The following is a 24,213-nucleotide window of genomic DNA, read 5'->3' as shown; positions in this document are numbered from 1 at the left end:
TGCATAACATTTGAGAAAAACGGCGATTGGCAGGAGCTTTTCGCCGCCAACATATAGGATAAGACCGCAAGGCGTTTCAAGCGAAAATCTGGTAAATTGGAACTACGGAGACGATTGCGTGATGCTTATGCTATGCTTACGCATAGCGTGCATTCACGTACTCTCCGTAAAGGCTTTACCAGAGCCATCGCTTGAAGGTAGTGTGAATTGCACGCTACTTTTTTACCCTTGCCTAACGAAAGGAAACGATTATGGGTAAAGTTCAGATTCTCGCCGTACTGACGATGGACGGATGTCTTTCTTCAGAGTTATATGATAAAGCACATCAGGATTTGTGCCTTGACCGTTGCGGTCTTGATGAAATCAGGAAGAAAGCCTTTTACCGTGTGACACCGGACTATTCCATTTCAATGCTGCACGAATGGAGAAAAGACTGCACAAACATCCGTTACCTCGCGGAAGCCACACCGGACACGGCAGACTATATAAACGGACTGCTGCGGATGCACGCTGTGGATGAAATCATACTATACACCGTTCCTTTCATATCCGGAAGCGGACGACATTTTTTTAAGTCGGCTCTGCCAGAGCAACACTGGACGCTTTCCTCTTTGAAAAGCTATCCCAACGGTGTATGTCGCATTATCTATATCCTTGATAAAAAAGCAAGATAGCCAAAATGTGCGGCAAGCATACATTTCTATTTTCAGGAATAGAATAAATGTTCCGATTACAAACAATTTAAGTCGGAGATAATTTGTCCTTGTGAAAAAATACTGAATTTTATACCTCTGAAATCCAGCACTTTGTAAAATTGAGTGTTGGATTTTTTATTTTCTGCCGCGTTTTTTGCCAATTATATTCATGTGCGCACGCAGAAAACAAAGTGTAATTTTCAAAATTGACAGAACCATGAATTATTTCTTGCTGGCGGAAACCGACTTTTTCCGCCTGATAAACGAAGCCGGCGACTGCAATATGGAAACGGCATACACGGCTTTCGCCACCCAAGTGATCGAACTGTGCAACGGCGGCATGGACATGAACCTTACCGTCATCGCGCTTGCCTACATCGAAATCGAGTTGCAGCACCATCCCGTACGTAATCTGTCAGAAGAAAAAAGAGAGATTGCCGCCTACGTCAGCAAGGCTCTGTCTTTCGTAAGAAAGATGCAGAAATTCCTTGCCACGCCCCAAGTGCCACCACTAATATCCGCCAACAACGCAACAGAAACCACCGCCAGCCTTCTTCAATGGACGGGCAATGCCATCGACCTCGTGGAACTTATCTACGGCATAGACGTGATGGGCTGCATCAACAACGGCAATATGCCGCTCAAACAGCTCGCCCCACTTCTCTATAAGATATTCGGGGTTGATTCTAAAGACTGCTACCGCTTCTACACTGATATCAAACGCCGGAAGAACGAAAGCCGCACCTATTTCATTGACAGGATGCAGGAAAAACTGAACGAGAGAATGTTGCGTGATGAGGAGTTGGAGCGGATGAGAAAATAAAAAAATATCCATTACATATGAGAAGACAGGAATACTCGTATCCTGTCTTTTTATTTTCATTTAATTATATATTAATTAGCACAATATATGTGAGTTTTTCATTCCTATAAGGACAAATTTCAGAAACGTATGTCTGGTAAATTATTGAGTCATCATAGTATGAACATATATCATTACTAAAAACAATGAAACAACTTCCATAAGATTGTGGTTGTAAAAATCGCCATTTAATAGCCCGTTTTTTTTGTAAAATTCGCCAATTAAAAAAATATGATTATCTTTGCATTATATTTTATAAGGTATGGAAACAGTAAATAGAATACTTCAAGAGAAGATTACAGCACGAATCGCGCCCAATAAAGCAGTACTGATTTTTGGTGCTCGCCGTGTTGGTAAAACGGTAATGATGCGTAAAATTGTGGACAACTATTCAGGTAGGACGATGATGCTCAACGGCGAAGACTACGACACATTAGCACTATTGGAGAATCGCTCAATAGCCAATTATCGGCATTTATTGGATGGTATTGATTTGCTGGCTATTGATGAGGCACAGAACATACCACAAATCGGTAGTATTCTGAAGTTGATAGTTGATGAAATACCGGGAATAAGTGTCTTGGCAAGTGGTTCTTCGTCATTCGATTTGCTGAATAAGACTGGTGAACCGTTGGTCGGCCGCAGTACGCAATTTCTCCTTACACCATTCTCGCAACGGGAAATCGCACAGACGGAAACGGCACTTGAAACCCGCCAGAACCTCGAAGCGCGCTTGATTTACGGTTCCTATCCCGAAGTAGTAATGATGGAGAACTATGAACGTAAAACAGACTACCTACGTGATATTGTCGGTGCATACCTGCTTAAAGATATCTTAGCAATTGACGGCTTAAAAAATTCGAGCAAGATGCGCGATCTACTGCGATTGATAGCTTTTCAGTTGGGCAGCGAAGTTTCTTACGAAGAGTTAGGTAAACAACTCGGCATGAGCAAGACGACCGTTGAAAAATACCTCGACCTATTGGAAAAGGTCTTCGTTATCTATCGTCTGGGGGCTTATTCGCGTAACCTACGCAAGGAGGTTACAAAAGCTGGCAAGTGGTACTTCTACGACAACGGCATTCGCAATGCCATTATCGGGGCTTTCTCACCGCTGGCCATTCGGCAGGATGTCGGTGCGCTGTGGGAGAACTACATCATCGGAGAGCGGCGCAAAGCGAACTTCAATGAGGGACTGCACAGGGAGTTCTATTTCTGGCGCACCTACGACAAACAGGAAATCGACCTGATTGAGGAGAGTGCCGACAGTCTTACCGCCTTGGAGTTCAAGTGGGGAAATAAAATGCCGGCCGCACCGAAAGCCTTCCAAGAAGCCTATCCCTATGCCGAGTTTCATGTGGTAAATCGGGAGAATTATTTGGAGTTCGTATAATCAATAAATTACGTATATGGAAACAAAACTACAATCCAAACAGCAATATCCGCGGTTTATCCAAAATAAACCGTGTGGTATTGACAAATTCGATGGAGGTTCGCAAGAAAGGTTGGCAAAAACTATTGCTCGCCATTTTTGTCAGAATGATTCATTGGATGAGGAATGTACTTTACCTCGAATTATCGGCATCGAAGGTATTTGGGGATCTGGAAAATCCAACGTGGTTAAAATATTACTTTTTTGAGTATGACGCATGGGGACATCAAGAGGACTTGCAACGCCGCTCTATATTGGAATTGCTTACAAGCAAACTTATTGATGATGGTATCCTATCTGGAAATGCAACAATAAAAGTCAAAGGTGGAGGTACGAAAACCGTATCATGGTCTGAAAAGCTGAAATATTTATTAGCCCGTAAAACGGAGACCGTAACCGAAAAATATCCCCTTATCAGTAATGGTATGGTTGCGGCATTTTTGGTTGCAGTTTTAACTCCGATATTTACATTTATTGCGTATGCAGTAAAACCTACACCCACAACATGGTGGTTTTCTTTATTGTCTATTATCATAGCTGCACTGCCAGTTCTTATTGCATTGTGCGTTTGGAAATGGGCATATAGCAAAGATCATAAATATGGATGGAGTTATATGTTAGCTATTTATCAAGATAAAGTCGAAAAGGACGTTTGCTATGAGACTTTGAGCGAAGACGAACCAACGGTTTACGAGTTCAAAACATGGATGCAAGACATTTCTGATTTTATCAAGGAAAAAGGACAACGTAAATTAGTCCTTGTTTTTGACAACATGGATCGTCTCCCCGCTGAAAAAGTAAAAGAATTATGGTCTTCTATCCATACGTTCTTCGCCGATAGCGGTTTTGAAAATGTTTGGGCTGTTATTCCTTTCGATGAAACACATTTAGCTTGTGCATTCGGAGATGAGACCGACGAACAAACGAAACAACTGACCAAGTATTTTATCAATAAAACTTTCCCTATTGTTTATCGTGTTGCTCCTCCTGTTATTACCGACTATCGAAGTATATTCAACAAACTGTTTGTTGAAGCATTTGGAGAAACAGAAAATGAAGCGAAAGAAACTATAAATCGGATATTCAGATTGGTAAATCCTAATGCCAATGTTAGGGAAATTATATCATATATCAATGAGATGGTCGCTCTTAAACAAGAGTGGTGTAACGAAATTTTGATGATAAACATAGCATTGTTCTGTTTGAAGAAGACGGATATTCTGGCAAATCCAGTAGAACAAATATTGTCCGGCGACTATCTGAATGGCATTCAAACAATAATTAACAATGATCTGCAAACACAACGCGAAATTGCAGCTTTGGTATATGGTGTCGATGTTGAAGATGCTCGACAAATTCCATTGAAAAAATATATTGAAGGCTGCATCAACGGAGAAGAAGACCACGACATAAATCAATATGCAGAGACTAATAAACAATTTGACACTGTATTAGAAGAAGTTATACAATGTATGGACAATGCGCTTATCGATAAGATTATACATTGTTTGCATAAATTAACTCGAAAGAGCGATGTTATTCTGCGTGTATGGCAAAGAATAGCACAATTGAAATTAAAAGAATCCATAGAGAAGCAGGTGTTCCCTGTCGAATACCAAGAACTGCTGTTGCATTTAGACACGGAAAGCCAAAACCATGTGATTGCTCAATTATATAAGAAGATAGTTCGGTTCAATGACTTCAATGGCGGCGACTATTTCAAAACGTTAGATGCAATAGACAGGTTTATTGCGCAAAATAAGTTGGCGTGCGATTTTACGTCATTGATTGAAGCAAAAACAGTCAAGCCAAATACATTTATCGATTATATTCAAGCTGCAAATGCAACAGATGCTGCCTATCGGGATAACGCGACAACTAAAGCATATAAATATTATCAAGTAGCAACAAATTCGGAGGCGCTCGATAATTATTTGGCAAACTTACTACCCGATAATTTCGACCATGCAGATATTGTAAAAACGTTAAAAGATAATTCTACCTATACGTTTCCAACGCTTTTGCAAGCGATCACGAATTGCATTGATGAACAGAATGTAAATAAAGATAATATAGGGGCTATATTTACAACCTATCGTTTATTGGCATCTGACGAAGAAAGACCTTTACCTGTAACGTTAGATTCAACCTACATAAATCAGTTGCATTCTGAATTAGAAACTGATGGCCGAAACATTAAAGAGTCTGGATATTACGATTTAGTCGCCATGCAATTGGCACATGGTCATTCCGTTTCCTTAATAGAGGGTGGAGATATAAAATATGTTGCAGAACTCATGGACTATTATGTGGATCATGGAGACTTATTAGTAAATAGTGTGGGATGGAATATACCGCTATTAAATGAAACACTACAATACATGGTAAATCATAAACTTGGCTATAAATTATTGCTCTCAGACATATTGCCCCAATTTGAAGATATTAAGAACAGAATAGGTGTAACGGATGAGGTATTTATCGAGCATTTAGCAGAGTGGAATACCGATTTGGATAAGTATATCACTAAGAACAATATTAAAGATGTAATTCCTGACGCATCTTTTTACGATTTGACCACTAAAATAAGCAATGTCCTGACCGATCATATCAATAAAATAGCGTTCGAAGCGTTGTCTGAAATAAGTGTTGATACATTATACGCCCAAAGAACAGCACATACATCATATTATTGGTTTGTCGCAATAAAACATTTACTGGCTAAAATCAAATCCTTGCCAGATAACTTGACTGAATTTGGCAAAAAGATTCTGATGGATATTGCTTCTGGAACTCAAAGTTTGAATCCTTTCCCTAATTGTTTCAAGAATATAGTTGAAAGATTGGATAAACGAAAAATTAAATCGACAGTTACCGATATAAGAAATGATTTCTGCATCGGTAAAAAGACTATCAATGCAATAAAGTTTCAATTTTTCGAAACATGGCTTAGATCGCATGGTAATTTGAAAAGTCAAGCTGGAGACGTTATTGATAAAATAGTGAAACCTGTAATTTCCGATGGGGCATGCCGTTCATTGATTCTGCAAAACAAAGATTTTTATATGGATTTAATAAATACAGCAGGGGATGATGCTTATGAATTGAAAAAGAGTCTCCGAAACCTCATACAAAAAGATTCAGATCCGCAATTGGTTAAATTTGTCAATTCGATAGATTCAGTACCTGAGGTTGAAACCGCGTAAGTATTTGTCTAACAAGTCCGAATTTTACGATTTTACCCGTCAGAACTGAAGTGCCCCCCCAAAAAAATTGTATCCAACTTTTGGGGGTCACTTCAAACTTCGATAGGGATAATTTTCAATTTTGGGGACTTGTTAGACAGTCTCATTATCTGGTAGCAGTTTACACAGCACCGGATCGTTTTTGATACGCTCCAGTTCCTCCTGCACAATCTGCTTCACCTCTTCCTTGATGCGCCGGTAGTTCGCCTGCACCGTTTCCTTCATGCGGTCGTTGCCGTCCTCGTCCGTGAAGTTTGTAATGACGGGAATTTTCTTGTAGGCACTTTCTTCCCGTTTCACCTTTTCGGCATCCACCACAATCTCGCAATGAAAAATCTTCTGCTCGATACGCTCGTTGAAGTTGTCGGATACAGAACCGACAAACATTCCCTGCGTAAGCCCGGAAATCTTACTCGGTGGAATGAGCGCGTCCATCTGCGTGTTGATGGAGGTGGAAACATCCTGCCGGTTGATGGAGATGGACTGCCGTTTCTGCAACACCTTACCGAACCGCTCGGAGAGCGTCTTGGCTGTTTCCCCCACCACCTGACCGGAGAAAATATTGCCGACAGTGTTCATCACCACTTTCGCCTCTTTGTCCCCGTAGTCACGCACTAACTGGCTGAAATCCTGAAAGCCCAGACACACGGCAACCTTGTTGCTTCGGGCGGTAGCTATAAGATTGTCCAACCCTTTGAAGTATATTGTGGGCAACTCGTCGATGATGACCGATGACTTCAGCATCCCCTTCTTGTTGATGAGCTTCACGATACGGGAATTATACAGACCGAGTGCCGCACCGTAGATATTCTGACGGTCGGGATTGTTACCCACGCAGAGGATTTTCGGCTCTTCGGGATTGTTGATGTCCAGCGTAAACTCGCTGTCTGACATCACCCAGTAGAGCTGCGGTGAAATCATCCTCGAAAGCGGGATTTTTGCCGACGCTATCTGACCCATGAGCTGCTCCGCAGCCCCTCCAAGCCACGCATCCATGAACGGCGAAAGGTAGTTCTCCAGCTCCGGATAAGAGGTCAGTATCGGAAATATATCCTCGTAACGGCGGTTCAGAAACTCGATAGCATGGGGAAACGTGCAAAACTTCCCGTTCTGATAGATTTTGAGATACCAGATAATACTGGCAAACAGAATGATAGGTGACTCCACGAAGAAGTCGCCCTGCTTTTGCACCCACGTTTTATTGAGGTTGAGCATTATTGTGTAGGCACTCTCATAGGCATCCGTAATATCTTCCATAAAATCCGGGTGAATGGGATTGCACCGATGAGAGCGTCGCGGGTCGTCGAAGTTGATCACATAGAACTTCGGCTTTACCTTGTAGCCGTCCGGGTGGTTCAGCAAATGGTTGTAGGCAATAGTAGATAGGTCGGGATACTTGAAATCGTAGATGTATTGACTAAAGCCCTTTTCAATCTGTTGCTTGATAAAATTGTTTACCACGGCATAGGACTTGCCGCTGCCCGGCGTACCCAACACGATGGACGCACGGAAGGGATTAACTACATTGATCCAACCGTTGTTCCAGCGTTTCCTGTAATAGAAACGTGTCGGCAGATTGACCGAATACTCGCTTTCGATAAGCCTCGTTTCCTGCATGAAACTCTCGTTCTCGTTGTTGAAAACATCCTCCATCAAATTGTGTTTCAACAGGCGGCTCATCCACAGACCACCCATCAACAGGCAGACATAGCCCGTTCCAATGGTAAGGACATACAGTCCCGTCACCGCTTCAAGCGGCAGCGGCAGGGGCAGCAACCACCAGTTCAGGAAAAACAGCACGAACCCGACGGCAAATGCTGTCCAGATTCTCCCCCAAGTGATTTTCTCACCCTTGACACCCTTCGTACCCAGACAGGACAAGGCAAGCAAAAGGACGGAAAACAGCTTCGTGTAGAGAATGGAATGGAACAGCCCCGCCGTGCGGTCGAAGTTCAGAAGGATTTTGTCCACCACGCCGATGTTCACGCCCCACAGCCGGATGGCTTCGTAGCAGAACCAGTACACGTTCATGACCACTAAAATGATACTCACGGCACGCAGAAAATCCATGATTTTCGCCAATGCCCTCAAATCGTCTTCTTGTTGTGACATACATTGATTTTTTAATTGTTGATACTCTGATTACATACCCAAGCCCTTGCGTTTTTTCTTCTTTTTGCGCTTCATCGCCCGGATGAAAGCCTCTTCCTCGGCATCTACCGCCGGACCTTCGGGAGTGAGCAAGCCCATACCGCCCGATATATCTTCACTGTCGTAGGCGGTCTGCCCGTGTGCCTTGTCCGCAGCATCCACAGGGATGGATAGCGGTATCGGCGGTTGTCCGGCGTATGGCAGGGTGAAGTGTTCCTGCAAGGCATTCGCCGAAAGCTCCTTACCCATGCGCGAACCGTTCAGCACGCATCCCGTGCGGTGGTCGATGAAGGTAGCCCCATAGATGCGCCCTTCCTCTGTGTAGCGCAGTACGGTGTCGATGCCCTTCTCTTTGAGTTGGGATACAAATTTGTCCTTGTCATAAGTGCCTTGCAGCACGGAAAGGACGGTGCGTTTCGTCATGTCTGCCAGTTTCCTATCCTTGATTTCCGATTTGGAACGGACAAACTTCTTCTGTACGGCTTCATAGCCTGCGGACTTCCCGAAAAGCGAGGATTTGAACGGGTTGCCCACCTTGTTACCCTTGTCGTCCGTGACGGAATAGACCAGCCCGTGATACTCCCGTCCGCGCACGTTGCCCCTCGCTTCCTCCACCGTCATATTATATAAGGAAAGGAGCGCACGGTATTCGCCCATCGTCTGGAAACGGTACTGCCCATTCAGAGCCTTCACGGTGTTGCCTACCTGCTTCTTCACATCACCTGCCGATGCGGCCACCTTGCGCAACGGATTATCCAATCTCTGATTTTTACGTTCTGCCGGATGCAATCCGTACTTCTGTTCCAGTTCCCTGCGGATACGGTCGCTGCGGCGGTAGAGAAAATCCCGGTTGAGCCTTTTCCCGTTCTCGTCCACGTTGACCGTCACGATGTGCAGGTGGTGGCGGTCGATGTCCTCGTGCTTGAATACAAGATAAGGCTGGTTTCCGAAACCGAGTTTTTCCAGATACTCGCGGGCGATATTCTGCAACTCAATATCGGTCAGCACATCCTCCGGGTGCGGGTTGAGAGAGATATGCACCACCGGCTTCTCGATCTTCATCTGCGGTGGCAGGAAGGTGAGAAAACCCTCCATCGCCTTGCCTATGTCCACCGTTCCCGAACCGTCATTGTAGATGCGGTTGGTGGTGAGAAGCCGCCCCTGCGCCTCGTTAATCTTCTCCCCGTTGTAGGCAATCGCGCCGTACAACGAACTTCCTACACTGATTTTTGCGACCATTTTGCCTCCATTTCCCTTGAAAGTTCCACAATCCGGCGGCTCAGTTTCACGAGTTCGACGGTGTGTTGCTCTAATTTGTAGAGCAACGCCATCGCCTTTTTCTCTGAAAAATGCAGCCTCAGTTCCTTCACGACTTGGTTGTAATTCGTACCCACGGCACGGAATTGTGCATGAAAATCCGACAGTTTGGTGTAATAGTCCACCAACGTCTTGTCCACCTTCAGCACCTTGAACGGTTGCCCGAAGAAGTGCGCTTTGAGGAAAACAGACCGTGCATAGACACCCGATTTTCCGAACATGGCGAGGAAACGGTTGTGTTCCTCCTCGTTGAAACGGACGGTGTACCGGTACACCGCCGGATCAAGTTTGGGATTTCTCCCTGATTTGCTTTTCCTTTTCTCTTTCATATTACTTTGGATTTAGCGGATTGACGGCATAAGCCGCCGCTTCGGATTACAGCACCGCAGTTCTGAAAGGCTTCCCGACTTCGGAGGGAAAGCCCGCCCCCTGCAAGGGCAAGTGCTTTTCGTGGCTGCTCAAAATATTTTGAGCGGCTGAAAAGACATCTTGCTATGTTCAGGTGAACATAAAAATCCGTCAGGGGACGGATTGGGAAAATACCTTTCAGGACTCCGGGCCGCGCGTCATCGGCGAACCCTGCTGTCCGGGTGCAAAGTTACGCCCTTAAAGCGGTATCGGACAGATGCTTGACCCGGTCAATGACTGCCAACCGGCGCAACGTGCCGCCACTTGCCGGAGAAGTGATACAGGTTCCAAAATATACTTGTTTATTTGCAGCATGATTCAAGAAACGAACGATTTGAAGATATGATAAACGGAACATTCAAATACCCGGAAATCCGCTTCTTCGGATACTTGCCGAAACGGATACCCGAACCGTCGGAAACCCGGTTCTCCGACAATTCGGTGACGTATGGATTCAATGACTTCATGACGCAATGTCGTCAATCACCATTTGTCCGACGCACCGCTTCACCACAGAACCGGATACGCGACGACCCGCCTGCGTGTGTAGTCACGGAAGCGGATGGTGCGACAGCCAAATCCGTATGGAAACAGAAAAACAAATCATCAACAATTAAAATAAATGGAACTATGAGTAAGGAAATCTTCGTTGCATTCGCAACACAGAAAGGTGGCATCGGCAAATCCACTGTCACGGCACTTGCCGCCAGCTACCTGCACAACGTGAAAGGCTACAATGTCGCCGTCGTGGACTGCGACGACCCGCAGCACAGCATCCACGGGCTGCGCGAACACGAAATGGGGCTTATCGACAGCAGCACCTACTTCAAGGCTCTCGCTTGCGACCATTTCCGCCGGATCAAAAAGAACGCCTACACCATCGTCAAAAGCAATGCGGTGAACGCCCTCGACGATGCCGAGAGGATGATTGCCACTGAGGACGTGAAACCCGACGTGGTGTTCTTCGACATGCCCGGCACACTCCGAAGCAACGGCGTGATAAAGACGCTCTCGCAGATGGACTACATTTTCACTCCGCTGAGTGCCGACCGCTTTGTCGTGGAGAGTACCCTGAAATTCGTCACGATGTTCCGCGACAGGCTGATGACTACCGGACAGGCGAAAACAAAGGGGCTGCATCTGTTCTGGACGATGGTGGACGGCAGGGAGAGGAACGACTTGTACGGCATCTACGAGGAAGTGATAGCCGAAATGGGCTTTCCGGTACTTTCCACCCGCTTGCCCGACAGCAAGAAGTTCCGCCGTGACCTTTCGGAAGAGCGCAAGAGCGTTTTCCGCTCCACCATCTTCCCGATGGACACGGCACTGCTGAAAGGGAGTGGCATCCGGGAGTTTTCCGAAGAGATAAGCGACATCATCAGACCGCAGTGAGCATGGGCAGCAGGAAAGTGAACACGGAAGGCATCGACGAGGAACTGCTGTTAGCCTCCATCGGGCGGCGCACACAGGACGGGACACTGCGCCCCGCACAGGAAGTACCCGCAGCTGCACCGACCGAAGAGGACACCGCCGCACCGGAACCATCTCCTGTGCAACCCGTAACACGGGAAAAAGCGCAGAGGGAAAGTGGACGCCGGAAAAGGCAGGACGAGGACTACAACGAGCTATTCCTGCGCCGCAACGAGATAAAGACCCGCCAATGTGTCTATATCAGCCGTGACGTCCACGGCAAGATCCTCAGAATCGTGAACGACATCGCCGGAGGGGAAATCTCAGTAGGCGGATATGTGGATACCGTGCTGCGCCAGCATCTGGAACAGCACAAGGAGAGAATCAACGAACTGTACAAGAAACAACGTGAAGATCTGATTTGAAAATGGAAAAAGAAATGACACCGAATGAAAAAAGACCACAGCAAGACTGCGGAGGTATGTTTACCCAAGTGCAGGCGAGTGTGGAAATACTGTCGCCTGTCCCGGTAAGCGGCAAATGCAGTGAGAAGGACTATGAACGCCTGTTCATCCGCGACCCGGAAGTAAAGGCACGTGAGGGGAAGATGGCGTATGTGCGCCCGGAGTACCACGAGCGTATCATGCGTATCACCCGTGTAATCGGGCATGACCGGCTTACGCTGTCCGCTTACATCGACCATGTGCTGACGCACCACTTCAACCAGTGCGAAGATGCGATAAAGAGCCTTTATGCCCGAAATTACAATTCAGTATTCTAACCAAAAACGGAAGGATATGAATTACACAATCAGCATGACAGACATTCTGCTGGCGGTATCGGTCGGCTGCAACCTCTGGTTCCTGTTCCTGCTCCTTTACGAGCGCATCATGGACACGCGGATTGTCCGCTTCTTCAAGGGCATTGTCGGATTATGGCGGTCACTGGACGGGAATGAGGCTAAACGCATAGCGGCACACGAGGAAGTCCCTGCGGAAAAGGCGGACATCATCGGCAAGAGCCGTTTCAGGATGGCATCCACCCGGACAACCGCTGCCATACCGACGCAAGAAGCCGCCACTATTGAAAAAGGCATTGAGCTGTCGGAGGAAGAGGCTACTTTTGACGACGGAAAAACGGGAAACGCATCCCGCCCGGCACAAGTCCCGGAGGAAAAACTCGATGAGACCTTCACGAGCATACCGCCGGAGGAACTGGGATACGGGGACGACGAACCGGAAGAGGACGCCTCGGACACGCCACGGGCTTCGGGCAGCAGCTTTGACGAGATTGACGACGCCTGCAAGACCGCCAAAAACCCGGACGCGACACAGGCGGAACGTGAAAAGGCGGCTAAGGTGTTCACCGACATGGAGGGCACGGAGTTGTACGAGAAAATGATGGAAGGCTTTTCGGAGATAGGCATCCGCATCAAGGGGCTTATCGAGATTCGGCTGAAGAAATCTGAAAAGGAGTTCGTCGTGCCGGACAACATCGAGGAGTTCGACATTCGCAACTATGTATGACAACAATAAAAGAAATGAACATGAAAGAATGACATCAACCCACGCGGCGAGGAAACGCAAGGCGCATCCCCATCCGCAACGGACACGCCCACGTCCGTGGAAACAAACGGGCATCCACTAAAACCAAAGTAAAGAAACAAAGTATCAACCGCCCGACAAAGGACCATCCACCCTTTTGACGGCAAAAAACAAGAACAGTTTATGAACAAGAACATCTTGAAAAACAGAAAAGCAATCCTCTCCGCGGCACTTGTCATCGCCGCAACCGCCTCCGCTTTCGCGCAGGGAAACGGCATCGCGGGCATCAACGAAGCCACCTCTATGGTGAGTTCTTATTTCGACCCCGGAACTAAACTGATATACGCCATCGGTGCAGTCGTCGGGCTTATCGGGGGCGTAAAAGTGTACGGCAAGTTTTCATCGGGCGACCCCGACACCAGCAAGACAGCCGCCTCGTGGTTCGGCGCGTGCATCTTCCTGATTGTTGCCGCCACCATCCTGCGCTCATTCTTCCTTTAATAAATAATGTATGGCTGAATACCCAATCAACAAGGGTATCGGCCGTCCGGTAGAGTTCAAGGGCTTGAAGGCACAGTACCTCTTCATCTTCTGCGGAGGTCTGCTGGCTCTCTTCGTCCTGTTCGTCATCCTCTACATGGTCGGTATCGACCAGTGGATATGTATCGGCTTCGGCGCGGCATCGTCCTCCCTCCTTGTATGGCAGACCTTCGCGCTGAACGCCCGGTACGGTGAACACGGGCTGATGAAATTAGGAGCGGCACGGAGCCATCCCCGATACCTTATCAACCGGCGGCGGATAACCCGTCTGTTCAAACGACAACGAAAGGAAGAAAGACAATGAGGAATACATCGAAAATGACAACACTGGAAAACAGGTTCCCACTTTTAGCGGTGGAGCATGGCTGCATCATCTCAAAGGACGCCGACATCACGGTGGCTTTCGAGGTGGAACTACCGGAACTTTACACCGTGACGGGTGCGGAGTACGAGGCGATACACAGTTGCTGGTGCAAGGCTATCAAGGTGCTGCCGGACTACTCCGTCGTCCACAAACAGGACTGGTTCATCAAGGAACGCTACAAACCGGAGCTTCAGAAGGACGACATGAGCTTTTTAAGCCGCTCTTTCGAGCGTCACTTCAACGAGCGTCCGTACCTGAAACACACCTGCTACCTCTACCTGACCAAGACAACAAAGGAGCGTAACCGGATGCAGAGCAATTTCAGCACGCTGTGCCGGGGACATATCATCCCGAAGGAGCTGGACAGGGAAACCACGACCAAGTTCTTGGAAGCCTGCGAACAGTTCGAGCGCATCATGAACGACAGCGGGCTTGTCAGGCTGCGCCGCCTCTCCACCGATGAGATTGTGGGTACTGAGGGAAAGACGGGACTTATTGAACGCTACTTCTCGCTCATGCCGGAAGGTGACACCACCTTGCAGGACATCGAGCTTTCGGCAAGGGAGATGCGCATCGGCGACAACCGCCTGTGTCTGCACACCCTCTCCGACGCGGAAGACCTGCCGGGCAAGGTGGCTACCGACACCCGTTACGAGAAGCTCTCCACCGACCGGAGTGACTGCCGACTGTCATTCGCCTCCCCGGTGGGGCTTCTGCTCTCCTGCAACCATATCTACAACCAGTATGTGCTGATAGACAACAGTGAGGAAACCTTGCAGAAGTTCGAGAAGTCCGCCCGTAACATGCAGTCGCTATCTCGCTATTCAAGGAGCAACAGCATCAACCGCGAGTGGATAGACCAATACCTGAACGAAGCCCATTCCTACGGACTGACCTCGGTACGGGCACACTTCAACGTCATGGCGTGGAGCGACGATGCGGAGGAACTGAAGCATATCAAGAACGACGTGGGCAGCCAGTTGGCAAGCATGGAATGCGTGCCGCGCCACAACACCATCGACTGCCCGACACTCTACTGGGCGGCGATACCCGGCAATGCGGCGGACTTCCCGGCGGAAGAGAGTTTCCACACCTTCATCGAACAGGCGGTGTGCCTGTTCACAGAGGAAACCAACTACCGCAGCTCGCTCTCGCCCTTCGGCATCAAGATGGTGGACAGGCTCACGGGAAAACCGCTGCACCTTGACATCTCCGACCTGCCCATGAAGCGAGGTATCACGACCAACCGCAACAAGTTCGTGCTGGGTCCTTCGGGCAGCGGCAAGTCTTTCTTCATGAACCACCTCGTGCGCCAATATTATGAGCAAGGCGCACATGTGGTATTGGTGGACACGGGAAACTCCTATCAGGGCTTGTGCGGCATGATCCGACGCAAGACAGGCGGAGCGGACGGTGTGTATTTCACCTACACGGAAGATAAGCCCATCAGCTTCAACCCGTTCTACACCGACGATTACATCTTCGACGTGGAGAAGAAGGACAGCATCAAGACCCTGTTGCTGACGCTCTGGAAGTCGGAGGACGACAAGGTGACAAAGACGGAGAGCGGCGAGCTGGGCAGTGCCGTGAGTGCCTATATTGAGCGCATCCAATCCGACCGTAGCATCGTGCCGTCGTTCAACACCTTCTACGAGTATATGCGTGACGACTACCGCAAGGAACTGGCACAGCGTGACATCAAGGTGGAGAAGTCCGACTTCAACATCGACAACATGCTCACCACCATGCGGCAGTATTACCGGGGCGGGCGTTACGATTTCCTGCTCAACTCCACGGAGAACATCGACCTGCTCGGCAAGCGGTTCATCGTCTTCGAGATAGATTCGATTAAAGAAAACCGCGAACTGTTCCCCGTCGTGACCATCATCATCATGGAAGCCTTCATCAACAAGATGCGGCGGCTGAAAGGCGTGCGGAAACAGCTTATCGTGGAAGAGGCTTGGAAGGCCCTCTCATCGGCGAACATGGCTGAATATCTGCGCTATATGTATAAGACGGTCAGAAAATATTACGGCGAGGCAATCGTGGTGACGCAGGAGGTGGACGACATTATCAGTTCTCCGGTGGTCAAAGAGAGCATTATCAACAACTCGGATTGTAAAATCCTGCTTGACCAAAGGAAATATATGAACAAGTTCGACCAGATACAGGCGTTGCTCGGACTGACGGAAAAGGAGAAGTCGCAGATACTCTCCATCAACATGGCGAACAACCCTTCACGGCTCTACAAGGAGGTGTGGATAGGCTTGGGCGGCACGCAGTCGGCGGTCTATGCCACGGAGGTCAGCGCGGAAGAGTATCTGGCGTACACCACCGAGGAAACGGAAAAAGTGGAGGTTTACCGTCTGGCGGAGAAGCTGGGCGACGACATCGAAGCCGCCATCCGGCAGCTTGCCGAAAGGCGGAGAAACAAGGAATAACTAAAAAACAGAATGTATCAACCAAAAAAGAAAAACGCGTATGAATTTACCAAAAGTGAAAATGCTGCAAGTCAGCAAGTGCCTTATCGGATTGGCGGTCATGATGCTGCAATCCTGCGACGTGGCCGACAACCGCCGCGACATGCTGTGCGGGAACTGGGAGAGCGTGGAGGGAAAACCTGACGTGCTTATCTACAAGGAGGGCGAAGCCTACAAAGTGACGGTGTTCCGTCGTAGCGGTCTGCGCCGCAAGCTCAAGCCGGAAACCTATCTCTTGCAGGAGGAGAACGGCAACCTGTTCATGAACACCGGCTTCCGCATCGACGTGTCCTACAACGAGGCCACGGATGTGCTGACTTTCTCGCCAAACGGGGACTATGTGCGGGTGAAGCCGCAGCCGGGACATCCGACCGAAGAATAACAACCACTAAAATCCAAAGTAACATGAGAACAAGAATAACAATGATTATCTGCCTGTGCCTGCTTTTCGCGGGCAGGGCAAGCGCACAGTGGGTCGTAAGCGATCCGGGCAATCTAGCGCAGGGCATCATCAATGCCTCCAAAAACATCATCCATACCTCCAAGACCGCCACGAACATGGTGAGCAACTTTCAGGAGACGGTGAAAATCTATCAGCAGGGCAAGAAGTATTACGATGCCCTCAAATCGGTGAACAATCTGGTCAAGGACGCCCGCAAGGTGCAGCAGACCATCCTGATGGTGGGCGACATCACAGACATCTATGTGAACAGTTTCCAACGGATGCTCCGTGACGGGAATTTCAGACCCGAAGAGCTTTCCGCAATCGCTTTCGGCTACACGAAACTGCTGGAGGAAAGCAACGAAGTGTTGACGGAACTCAGGAACGTGGTGAACATCACCACGCTCTCCATGACCGACAAGGAGCGCATGGACGTGGTGGAACGCTGCCACTCGAAGATGAAGCGTTACCGCAACCTCGTGAGCTACTACACGAACAAGAACATCTCCGTGAGTTACCTGCGTGCGAAAAAGAAGAACGACCTCGACCGCATCATGGGGCTGTACGGGAACATGAACGAAAGATACTGGTAGCCTATGAAGTTCGACAACCTTCATCAGATTTTACGTTCACTTTATGAGCAGATGATGCCGCTGTGTGGGGACATGGCTGGTGTGGCGAAAGGCATCGCCGGGCTGGGTGCGCTGTTCTACGTCGCCTACCGGGTATGGCAGTCGCTGGCGAGAGCTGAACCGATAGACGTATTCCCGATGCTCCGTCCTTTTGCCATCGGTCTGTGCATCATGTTCTTCCCGACTGTGGTGCTGGGCACGATAAACAGCATCCTCTCACCCGTCGTACAGGGCACGGCAAAGATGCTGGAGGCGGAAACGCTGGACATGAACCGATACCGGGAGCAGAAGGACAAACTGGAATACGAGGCGATGGTACGCAACCCCGAAACCGCCTACCTCGTGTCCAACGAGGAATTTGACAAGCAACTGGAGGAACTCGGCTGGTCGCCCTCCGACATGGTGACGATGGCGGGAATGTATATCGACCGGGGAATGTACAACATGAAGAAGAGCATCCGCGACTTCTTCCGCGAGATACTCGAACTGCTGTTCCAAGCCGCCGCCCTCGTGATAGACACCGTCCGCACCTTCTTTCTCGTGGTGCTGGCGATTCTCGGTCCGATAGCCTTCGCCCTGTCGGTATGGGACGGTTTCCAAAACACGCTCACGCAGTGGATATGCCGCTATATACAGGTCTATCTGTGGCTACCGGTATCGGACATGTTCAGCACCATACTGGCGAAGATACAGGTTCTGATGCTGCAAAACGACATCGAGCGGATGCAGGCAGACCCGAACTTCTCGCTGGATTCGAGCGACGGGGTGTATATCGTATTCCTCTGCATCGGCATCATCGGCTACTTTACCATTCCCACCGTTGCGGGCTGGATTATCCAAGCCGGAGGCATGGGCGGTTACGGTCGCAACGTGAACCAGATGGCGGGACGAGCCGGAAGCATGGCGGGCAGCGTGGCGGGTGCAGCCGCAGGAAACGCAGTCGGACGTGTCGGCAAATTGCTGAAATAATCAATGTGCAATCATAAATTGGAAAATATAAATGGAATTCAAATCACTTAGAAACATCGAATCGTCGTTCAGGCAGATACGCCTGTTCGGTATCGTCTTCCTCTCGCTGTGCGCCGTGGTGACGGTGTGGAGCGTGTGGAACTCCTACCGTTTCGCAGAGAAGCAACGGGAGAAAATCTATGTGCTGGACAACGGCAAGAGCCTGATGCTCGCCTTGTCTCAGGATTTGTCGCAGAACCGCCCGGCGGAGGCACGGGAACATGTGCGCCGTTTCCACGAGATGTTCTTCACGCTATCACCTGAAAAAAGCGCGATTGAACACAACGTGAAACGTGCCTTGCTGCTGGCGGACAAGAGCGTGTACCACTATTATTCGGACTTCGCGGAGAAGGGGTACTACAACCGCATCATCGCCGGGAACATCAACCAAGTGCTGAAGGTGGACAGCGTGGTGTGCGACTTCAACGCCTATCCCTACCGTGCCGTGACCTACGCCACACAGAAAATCATCCGGCAGAGCAACGTCACCGAGCGCAGCCTCGTGACCACCTGCCGCCTGCTGAACGCATCGCGGTCGGATGACAACCCGAACGGTTTTACCATCGAGGGTTTCACCATCATTGAGAACAAGGATTTACAGACTATCAAACGGTAACAGGACATGAAAAGTATCAGAAAATCAATGTGGGGCATGTATTGGAAACTCCACGACAAACGGAAACGCTTGGCGGCAAGTCTCAAAGGGTATCTGGACGGCTTGCCGCCGGAAACACGCCGCCGCATCGTGCTGGGGATGTTCGCCGCCTTCGCGGTGCTTGCCCTTTACACCTTCGGCAGAGCCGTCTATGACATCGGCAGGAACGACGGCTCACATATGGAAACGGGACACGCCGGACGGGTGGAACTGCCGACCCCGGCGGAAACAGGCAATCACTTAACACCTTATTTATATGGAACAGACAAAGAATGAACCGACGAAAGAGAACAAAGCTGCTCCCGAAACGGGGAAACCGAAAAAGGAGCGCGAACCGCTGACAGAGGCGCAACGGCTGAAACGGCAGAAGATGATCGTGCTGCCCGCTATGGTGTTGGTGTTCATCGGGGCGATGTGGCTGATATTCGCCCCGTCCTCCGGCAAGGAGCAACCGCCGGGAACGGACGGATACAACACCGAGATGCCCGACGCTGACAAGGCGAACCGGCAGATTATCGGCGACAAGCTGAAAGCCTACGAGCATGGGGAGATGGAAGAGCGTCAGGAGAGCCGCAACCGTGCCATCGGGCAGCTGGGCGACATGTTCGACCGCGAGATAGCGGGAACGGAGAACGGAGTGGACTTCGACCTCGCCAATCCGGGCGGCAAGGAAGAAAGGGCAAAGCCAGCCACGCCGCAGACCATCCAGTCCTCCGCAGCCGCCTACCGTGACCTGAACGCCACGCTCGGAAACTTCTACGACCAGCCGAAAAACGACAATGCGGAGATGGACGAATTGTTGGAGCGCATCGCATCGCTGGAGTCGGAACTGGAAAGCGAGAGGGGCAAGGCTTCCTCTATGGACGAGCAGGTGGCTCTTATGGAGAAGTCCTACGAGCTGGCGGCAAAGTACATGGGCGGTCAGAACGGAGGACAGCCATCGGCGGAACAGAGGGCAGAGCCAACTACCGTGCAGAAAGGGAAGAAGAACAAGGCAATGCCTATCAGACAGGTGGAGCATCAAGTAGTTTCTTCACTCTCACAGCCTATGAGTAACGCGGAGTTTGTCGCCGCCTTATCGCAGGAACGCAACCGGGGTTTCAACACGGCTGTCGGCACGGCGGAGGTATTGGACAGGAACACCATACCGGCGTGCGTGCATGGGGCGCAGAGCGTGACGGACGGGCAGACGGTAAGGCTGCGCCTGCTGGAGCCTATGGCGGTGGCAGGCAGGACAATACCCCGGGGTGCGGTGGTGGTCGGCACGGGCAAGATACAGGGTGAGCGGCTCGACATCGAGATTACCTCGCTGGAATACGACGGCACGATTATCCCCGTGGAGCTTGCGGTCTATGACACGGACGGACAGCCCGGCATCTTCATCCCGAACTCGATGGAGATGAACGCCGTCCGGGAGGTCGCCGCCAACATGGGCGGCTCGCTGGGAAGCAGCATCAACATCTCCACCAATGCCGGGGCGCAGCTCGCCTCCGACTTGGGCAAGGGGCTGATACAAGGCACGAGCCAGTACATCGCCAAAAAGATGCGAACCGTCAAGGTGCATCTGAAAGCCGGGTACAGGGTCATGCTTTACCAAGAAAAATATTGAAAACAATAAAAATTACCACTAAAATCCAAAAGTAATGAGAAAAGTAATCATCATGTTTGCCCTCGCTATGGGCATCATAACTGCCAACGCGCAGGAGAATGTAACCGTTGAAACGACCAACGGAAGTGAACAACCGACCTTGACGAAGGAGGTCTATCCGCAGAAGGAGGCGGACGGCGACCTATATCACGGGCTGTCACGCAAGCTGACCTTCGACCGCATGATACCGCCGCACGGTCTGGAAGTGACCTACGACAAGACCGTCCACGTCATTTTTCCGGCGGAGGTGCGCTATGTCGATTTAGGCTCGCCCGACCTGATTGCCGGGAAAGCCGACGGAGCGGAGAACATCATCCGTGTGAAGGCTACCGTAAGGAATTTTCCCAACGAAACGAATATGTCCGTCATCACGGAGGACGGCAGTTTCTACACCTTCAACGTGAAGTACGCCGCCGAACCGCTGTTGCTCAACGTGGAGATGTGCGACTTCATCCATGACGGCAGCACGGTGAACCGCCCGAACAACGCGCAGGAAATCTATCTGAAAGAGCTGGGCAGCGAAAGCCCGATGCTGGTGCGCCTTATCATGAAGTCCATCCACAAACAGAACAAGCGCGAGGTGAAGCATATCGGCTGCAAGCGTTTCGGCATCCAATACCTGTTGAAAGGCATCTACACGCACAACGGCTTGCTTTATTTCCACACGGAGATAAAGAACCAGAGCAACGTGCCTTTCGATGTGGACTACATCACTTGGAAAATCGTGGACAAGAAGGTTGCGAAGCGTACTGCCGTGCAGGAGCAGATTATTCTGCCGCTCCGCGCGCAGAACTACGCCACCCTCGTGCCGGGCAAAAAGAGCGAGCGCACGGTCTTCACGATGGCGAAGTTCACCATCCCCGATGACAAGTGCCTCGTGGTGGAATTGAACGAGAAGAACGGCGGCCGTCACCAGTCCTTCGTGATTGAGAACGAGGATTTGGTACGCGCGGGTACCATCAACGAACTTCAAGTACGCTGACCATGAGAAAGTACATCGCAATAATCATCGCGTCGCTTGCCCTTTTTACAGGGCAGGCGCACGCCCAGCGGTGTCTGCCGAAGATGCAGGGCATCGAGGTGAGGGCGGACATGGCGGACGGCTTCAATCTCGGCGGCAAGGACGGCGGGTACAGCTTCGGGGCGGCTCTCTCCACCTACACGAAGAAGGGGAACAAGTGGGTGTTCGGTGGCGAATACCTGTTGAAGAACAATCCCTACAAGGACACCAAGATACCCGTGGCGCAGTTCACGGCGGAGGGCGGCTATTACTTCAAGATACTGTCGGACGCCCGAAAGATTGTTTTCGTCTATGCCGGGGCTTCGGCTCTCGCCGGATATGAGGCGGTAAATTGGGGGAAGAAGGTGCTGCATGACGGCTCCACGCTGCACGACCGGGACGCCTTCATCTACGGCGGTGCGCTGACGCTCGATGTGGAGTGTTACGTGGCAGACCGTATCGCCCTGCTTGCCAACCTGCGGGAGCGTTGCCTTTGGGGTGGCGACACACGGAAGTTCCACACGCAGTTCGGGGTCGGTATCAAGTTCATCATCAACTGACACGGGCATGGAAAGGACGGAAATAGATGCTGTCAGAAGGATGCCGCTTGCGGATTTTCTCGCACGGCTGGGGCATGAGCCTGTCAGAAGGAGCGGTAACGAGCTGTGGTATCTTGCCCCGTACAGGGGCGAGCGCACATCCTCTTTCCGTGTGAACGTGGCGAAACAGCTCTGGTACGACTTCGGTTTGGGCAAGGGCGGCGACATCTTCACGCTTGCCGGGGAGTTTCTGCAAAGCGATGACTTCATGAAGCAAGCGAAGTTCATAGCGGAAGCCGCCAATATGACGGTTGCCGGATGGGAAAAGCCCGTCTATCTCTCGAAGCCGACCGAATCCGTTTTTGAGGATGTGGAGGTCGCTCCGCTGCTCCGCTCACTGCTGACGGAGTATTTAGAGGAACGGGGCATCCCTTACGCCATCGCATCCCGTCACTGCTGCCGCTTGAACTACGGTGTGCGTGGGAAACGGTATTTTGCCGTTGGCTTTCCGAACATGGCAGGTGGCTATGAAGTCAGAAGCCGATATTTCAAGGGTTGCATACCTCCGAAGTCTGTATCACTGGTAAAGGCGAATGACATCCCGGCTGACGAGTGCCTCGTGTTCGAGGGCTTCATGGACTTTCTCTCTGCCGTGACGCTTGGTGTAACCGGTAACGCTGACTGTCTTGTGCTGAACTCAGTCGCCAACGTGGAGAAGGCGGCGGGATTGCTGGACGGATACGGGCGCATCGGCTGCTTCCTCGACCGTGACGAAGCCGGACGGCGGACGCTTGCCGCACTTACCATGCGATACGGGGAACGTGTCACCGACCGTTCCTCCCTCTATGACGGTTGCAAGGACTTGAACGAGTACCTGCAACTGACAACGAAAAAACAGAAAAACAACCATCTAAAAATCGAAGAACAATGAACATACTGAACAACAGAAACAAGAGAACATCAATATTCAAGGCAGTGGCGTTATGCCTGATAGCCGCCATGTCATTCACCCTCGTGTCATGTGACGATGACATGGACATCCAGCAGTCCTATCCCTTCACGGTGGAGGTCATGCCCGTGCCGAACAAGGTAGTAAAGGGGCAGACAGTGGAAATCCGCTGTGAACTGAAAAAGGAGGGCGACTTTTCGGGTACGCTCTATACCATCCGCTATTTCCAGTTCGAGGGGGAAGGCTCGCTCAAAATGGATAACGGCATCACCTTCCTGCCTAACGACCGCTACCTGCTGGAGAACGAAAAATTCCGCCTGTACTACACGGCGGCGGGTGATGAGGCGCATAATTTCATCGTGGTGGTGGAGGATAACTTTAGCAACTCCTACGAACTGGAATTTGACTTCAACAACAGGAATGTAAAGGACGACGATCTTACCATCGTTCCCATCGGCAACTTCAGCCCCTTGTTGAAATGATGCGTGTATTCATGACAATGCTCTGTTCACTTCTGACGGTCTGTTCTGTGTCCGCGCAGATCAGCCGCCAAGAGGGAACGGACGGGCAGGCGGCAATCTACCGACTGCCGCTTATGGAACGTGCTTTTTTATGCTGCCGCTACTTTGAAGGCTGGCACTCAGAAAAACACTACCCATACGTCGGTTGGGGTCACAAACTTTTGCCAAACGAGAAGTATTCGGCACGAACCATGACAAAACGGGATGCGGATGAACTTTTGCGGAAAGACCTGCGCAAATTTGTCGCCATGTTCCGTAAATTCGGGGTTGATTCGGTTCTTTTATCCTAACTTTCGGATAATAGCAGTTATCCCAACTTCATTATTATCCCAACCAAAGAGGTATATATCCTGTAAAACAGATTATTATAT

At 50.2% G+C, this 24,213-nt stretch carries 23 protein-coding genes and 2 pseudogenes; 22 read left to right on the top strand and 3 right to left on the bottom strand.

The features are described 5' to 3' along the window. Window positions 1-251: 251 nt before the first annotated feature. From HPS55_RS11210 to HPS55_RS11195, 4 genes and pseudogenes are all read left to right on the top strand, one after another. Entirely contained in the window at window positions 252-674 is a 423-nt protein-coding gene (locus HPS55_RS11210) for a dihydrofolate reductase family protein (RefSeq protein ID WP_004291474.1), read from the top strand. A 238-nt stretch (window positions 675-912) separates the two neighbouring features. Further along, window positions 913-1,518: an RteC domain-containing protein gene (locus HPS55_RS11205; RefSeq protein ID WP_004304269.1), complete on the top strand. Its 606-nt coding sequence runs from the start codon at window positions 913-915 to the stop codon at window positions 1,516-1,518. Window positions 1,519-1,819: 301 nt separating this feature from the next. Beyond that, window positions 1,820-2,950, top strand: coding sequence for an ATP-binding protein (locus HPS55_RS11200; RefSeq protein ID WP_004291480.1), 1,131 nt, complete (start codon window positions 1,820-1,822; stop codon window positions 2,948-2,950). 16 nt (window positions 2,951-2,966) lie between these two features. Next, window positions 2,967-6,195 (top strand): annotated as a pseudogene (locus HPS55_RS11195) (P-loop NTPase fold protein). Window positions 6,196-6,327: 132 nt separating this feature from the next. On the opposite strand, the gene mobC reads toward HPS55_RS11195, so the two are convergent. From mobC to mobA, 3 genes are read right to left on the bottom strand one after another with little or no spacing between them, the layout of a single operon-like run. Next, the gene (mobC, locus tag HPS55_RS11190; protein ID WP_004291482.1) at window positions 6,328-8,346 is read right to left on the bottom strand and encodes a conjugal transfer protein MobC; all 2,019 of its coding nucleotides are present in this window, start codon (window positions 8,344-8,346) and stop codon (window positions 6,328-6,330) included. 30 nt (window positions 8,347-8,376) lie between these two features. Next, a complete protein-coding gene (mobB, locus tag HPS55_RS11185; protein WP_004291483.1) occupies window positions 8,377-9,624 on the bottom strand; it encodes a conjugal transfer protein MobB in 1,248 nt (415 codons plus the stop codon). Next, window positions 9,603-10,031, bottom strand: coding sequence for a conjugal transfer protein MobA (gene mobA, locus HPS55_RS11180; RefSeq protein WP_004291488.1), 429 nt, complete (start codon window positions 10,029-10,031; stop codon window positions 9,603-9,605). Before mobA ends, mobB begins: the two co-directional genes overlap by 22 nt. Window positions 10,032-10,452: 421 nt before the next feature. On the opposite strand from mobA, the gene HPS55_RS11175 reads away from it, so the two are divergent. The 18 genes and pseudogenes from HPS55_RS11175 to HPS55_RS11090 all read left to right on the top strand — a co-directional run. After that, window positions 10,453-11,502, top strand: coding sequence for a ParA family protein (locus tag HPS55_RS11175; protein WP_004291492.1), 1,050 nt, complete (start codon window positions 10,453-10,455; stop codon window positions 11,500-11,502). Between the two features lie 2 nt (window positions 11,503-11,504). Continuing rightward, window positions 11,505-11,945: a DUF3408 domain-containing protein gene (locus HPS55_RS11170; RefSeq protein WP_004291503.1), complete on the top strand. Its 441-nt coding sequence runs from the start codon at window positions 11,505-11,507 to the stop codon at window positions 11,943-11,945. A 2-nt stretch (window positions 11,946-11,947) separates the two neighbouring features. Beyond that, on the top strand, window positions 11,948-12,301 hold the full coding sequence (locus HPS55_RS11165; protein ID WP_004291505.1) for a DUF3408 domain-containing protein: 354 nt from the start codon (window positions 11,948-11,950) through the stop codon (window positions 12,299-12,301). A 16-nt stretch (window positions 12,302-12,317) separates the two neighbouring features. After that, entirely contained in the window at window positions 12,318-13,046 is a 729-nt protein-coding gene (locus HPS55_RS11160) for a conjugal transfer protein TraD (RefSeq protein ID WP_172175130.1), read from the top strand. Between the two features lie 201 nt (window positions 13,047-13,247). Further along, complete coding sequence (locus tag HPS55_RS11155; protein ID WP_002560983.1) at window positions 13,248-13,565, top strand: DUF4134 domain-containing protein; 318 nt, start codon at window positions 13,248-13,250, stop codon at window positions 13,563-13,565. A 10-nt stretch (window positions 13,566-13,575) separates the two neighbouring features. Beyond that, complete coding sequence (locus tag HPS55_RS11150) at window positions 13,576-13,908, top strand: DUF4133 domain-containing protein (protein WP_004291514.1); 333 nt, start codon at window positions 13,576-13,578, stop codon at window positions 13,906-13,908. Continuing rightward, on the top strand, window positions 13,905-16,409 hold the full coding sequence (locus HPS55_RS11145; RefSeq protein ID WP_004291515.1) for a TraG family conjugative transposon ATPase: 2,505 nt from the start codon (window positions 13,905-13,907) through the stop codon (window positions 16,407-16,409). Before HPS55_RS11150 ends, HPS55_RS11145 begins: the two co-directional genes overlap by 4 nt. A gap of 40 nt (window positions 16,410-16,449) precedes the next feature. Beyond that, complete coding sequence (locus HPS55_RS11140; protein WP_004291516.1) at window positions 16,450-16,830, top strand: DUF3876 domain-containing protein; 381 nt, start codon at window positions 16,450-16,452, stop codon at window positions 16,828-16,830. Window positions 16,831-16,853: 23 nt separating this feature from the next. Further along, complete coding sequence (locus HPS55_RS11135) at window positions 16,854-17,483, top strand: DUF4141 domain-containing protein (RefSeq protein ID WP_004304283.1); 630 nt, start codon at window positions 16,854-16,856, stop codon at window positions 17,481-17,483. A gap of 3 nt (window positions 17,484-17,486) precedes the next feature. Beyond that, window positions 17,487-18,491: a conjugative transposon protein TraJ gene (traJ, locus tag HPS55_RS11130; RefSeq protein WP_004291518.1), complete on the top strand. Its 1,005-nt coding sequence runs from the start codon at window positions 17,487-17,489 to the stop codon at window positions 18,489-18,491. Between the two features lie 31 nt (window positions 18,492-18,522). Beyond that, the gene (traK, locus tag HPS55_RS11125; RefSeq protein WP_004291519.1) at window positions 18,523-19,146 is read left to right on the top strand and encodes a conjugative transposon protein TraK; all 624 of its coding nucleotides are present in this window, start codon (window positions 18,523-18,525) and stop codon (window positions 19,144-19,146) included. Window positions 19,147-19,173: 27 nt separating this feature from the next. Beyond that, entirely contained in the window at window positions 19,174-19,461 is a 288-nt protein-coding gene (locus HPS55_RS11120; RefSeq protein ID WP_018697145.1) for a TraL conjugative transposon family protein, read from the top strand. Next, window positions 19,442-20,794, top strand: coding sequence for a conjugative transposon protein TraM (gene traM / locus HPS55_RS11115; RefSeq protein ID WP_004291521.1), 1,353 nt, complete (start codon window positions 19,442-19,444; stop codon window positions 20,792-20,794). The genes HPS55_RS11120 and traM overlap by 20 nt, the downstream gene beginning before the upstream one ends. A gap of 34 nt (window positions 20,795-20,828) precedes the next feature. Beyond that, window positions 20,829-21,815, top strand: coding sequence for a conjugative transposon protein TraN (gene traN, locus HPS55_RS11110; protein WP_004291522.1), 987 nt, complete (start codon window positions 20,829-20,831; stop codon window positions 21,813-21,815). A 2-nt stretch (window positions 21,816-21,817) separates the two neighbouring features. Continuing rightward, window positions 21,818-22,393, top strand: coding sequence for a conjugal transfer protein TraO (locus tag HPS55_RS11105; protein WP_004291523.1), 576 nt, complete (start codon window positions 21,818-21,820; stop codon window positions 22,391-22,393). A gap of 7 nt (window positions 22,394-22,400) precedes the next feature. Beyond that, window positions 22,401-23,303 carry a toprim domain-containing protein gene (locus HPS55_RS11100; protein WP_004291524.1) on the top strand — a complete coding sequence of 301 codons (903 nt, stop codon included), beginning with the start codon at window positions 22,401-22,403 and terminating at the stop codon, window positions 23,301-23,303. Further along, window positions 23,300-23,803 (top strand): DUF3872 domain-containing protein, encoded by a 504-nt coding sequence (locus HPS55_RS11095; RefSeq protein WP_004291525.1) that lies wholly within the window; start codon window positions 23,300-23,302, stop codon window positions 23,801-23,803. The genes HPS55_RS11100 and HPS55_RS11095 overlap by 4 nt, the downstream gene beginning before the upstream one ends. Then, window positions 23,800-24,126: pseudogene (locus HPS55_RS11090) on the top strand (lysozyme); the annotation flags it as partial. The gene HPS55_RS11095 and the pseudogene HPS55_RS11090, both read left to right, overlap by 4 nt. Between the last annotated feature and the right edge of the window lie 87 nt (window positions 24,127-24,213).

This window comes from Xylanibacter rodentium, from assembly GCF_013166575.1.
Classification (GTDB): domain Bacteria; phylum Bacteroidota; class Bacteroidia; order Bacteroidales; family Bacteroidaceae; genus Prevotella; species Prevotella rodentium.
The sequence above is the reverse complement of the archived record's forward strand: the minus strand, read 5'-3'. Positions and strand labels throughout refer to the sequence as shown.

Coding starts and splice junctions, on each gene's coding strand:
- HPS55_RS11210 (WP_004291474.1), top strand. CDS start 252: ATGGGTAAAGTTCAGATTCTCGCCGTACTGACGATGGACGGATGTCTT.
- HPS55_RS11205 (WP_004304269.1), top strand. CDS start 913: ATGAATTATTTCTTGCTGGCGGAAACCGACTTTTTCCGCCTGATAAAC.
- HPS55_RS11200 (WP_004291480.1), top strand. CDS start 1,820: ATGGAAACAGTAAATAGAATACTTCAAGAGAAGATTACAGCACGAATC.
- mobC (WP_004291482.1), bottom strand. CDS start 8,346: ATGTCACAACAAGAAGACGATTTGAGGGCATTGGCGAAAATCATGGAT.
- mobB (WP_004291483.1), bottom strand. CDS start 9,624: ATGGTCGCAAAAATCAGTGTAGGAAGTTCGTTGTACGGCGCGATTGCC.
- mobA (WP_004291488.1), bottom strand. CDS start 10,031: ATGAAAGAGAAAAGGAAAAGCAAATCAGGGAGAAATCCCAAACTTGAT.
- HPS55_RS11175 (WP_004291492.1), top strand. CDS start 10,453: ATGATAAACGGAACATTCAAATACCCGGAAATCCGCTTCTTCGGATAC.
- HPS55_RS11170 (WP_004291503.1), top strand. CDS start 11,505: ATGGGCAGCAGGAAAGTGAACACGGAAGGCATCGACGAGGAACTGCTG.
- HPS55_RS11165 (WP_004291505.1), top strand. CDS start 11,948: ATGGAAAAAGAAATGACACCGAATGAAAAAAGACCACAGCAAGACTGC.
- HPS55_RS11160 (WP_172175130.1), top strand. CDS start 12,318: ATGAATTACACAATCAGCATGACAGACATTCTGCTGGCGGTATCGGTC.
- HPS55_RS11155 (WP_002560983.1), top strand. CDS start 13,248: ATGAACAAGAACATCTTGAAAAACAGAAAAGCAATCCTCTCCGCGGCA.
- HPS55_RS11150 (WP_004291514.1), top strand. CDS start 13,576: ATGGCTGAATACCCAATCAACAAGGGTATCGGCCGTCCGGTAGAGTTC.
- HPS55_RS11145 (WP_004291515.1), top strand. CDS start 13,905: ATGAGGAATACATCGAAAATGACAACACTGGAAAACAGGTTCCCACTT.
- HPS55_RS11140 (WP_004291516.1), top strand. CDS start 16,450: ATGAATTTACCAAAAGTGAAAATGCTGCAAGTCAGCAAGTGCCTTATC.
- HPS55_RS11135 (WP_004304283.1), top strand. CDS start 16,854: ATGAGAACAAGAATAACAATGATTATCTGCCTGTGCCTGCTTTTCGCG.
- traJ (WP_004291518.1), top strand. CDS start 17,487: ATGAAGTTCGACAACCTTCATCAGATTTTACGTTCACTTTATGAGCAG.
- traK (WP_004291519.1), top strand. CDS start 18,523: ATGGAATTCAAATCACTTAGAAACATCGAATCGTCGTTCAGGCAGATA.
- HPS55_RS11120 (WP_018697145.1), top strand. CDS start 19,174: ATGTGGGGCATGTATTGGAAACTCCACGACAAACGGAAACGCTTGGCG.
- traM (WP_004291521.1), top strand. CDS start 19,442: ATGGAACAGACAAAGAATGAACCGACGAAAGAGAACAAAGCTGCTCCC.
- traN (WP_004291522.1), top strand. CDS start 20,829: ATGAGAAAAGTAATCATCATGTTTGCCCTCGCTATGGGCATCATAACT.
- HPS55_RS11105 (WP_004291523.1), top strand. CDS start 21,818: ATGAGAAAGTACATCGCAATAATCATCGCGTCGCTTGCCCTTTTTACA.
- HPS55_RS11100 (WP_004291524.1), top strand. CDS start 22,401: ATGGAAAGGACGGAAATAGATGCTGTCAGAAGGATGCCGCTTGCGGAT.
- HPS55_RS11095 (WP_004291525.1), top strand. CDS start 23,300: ATGAACATACTGAACAACAGAAACAAGAGAACATCAATATTCAAGGCA.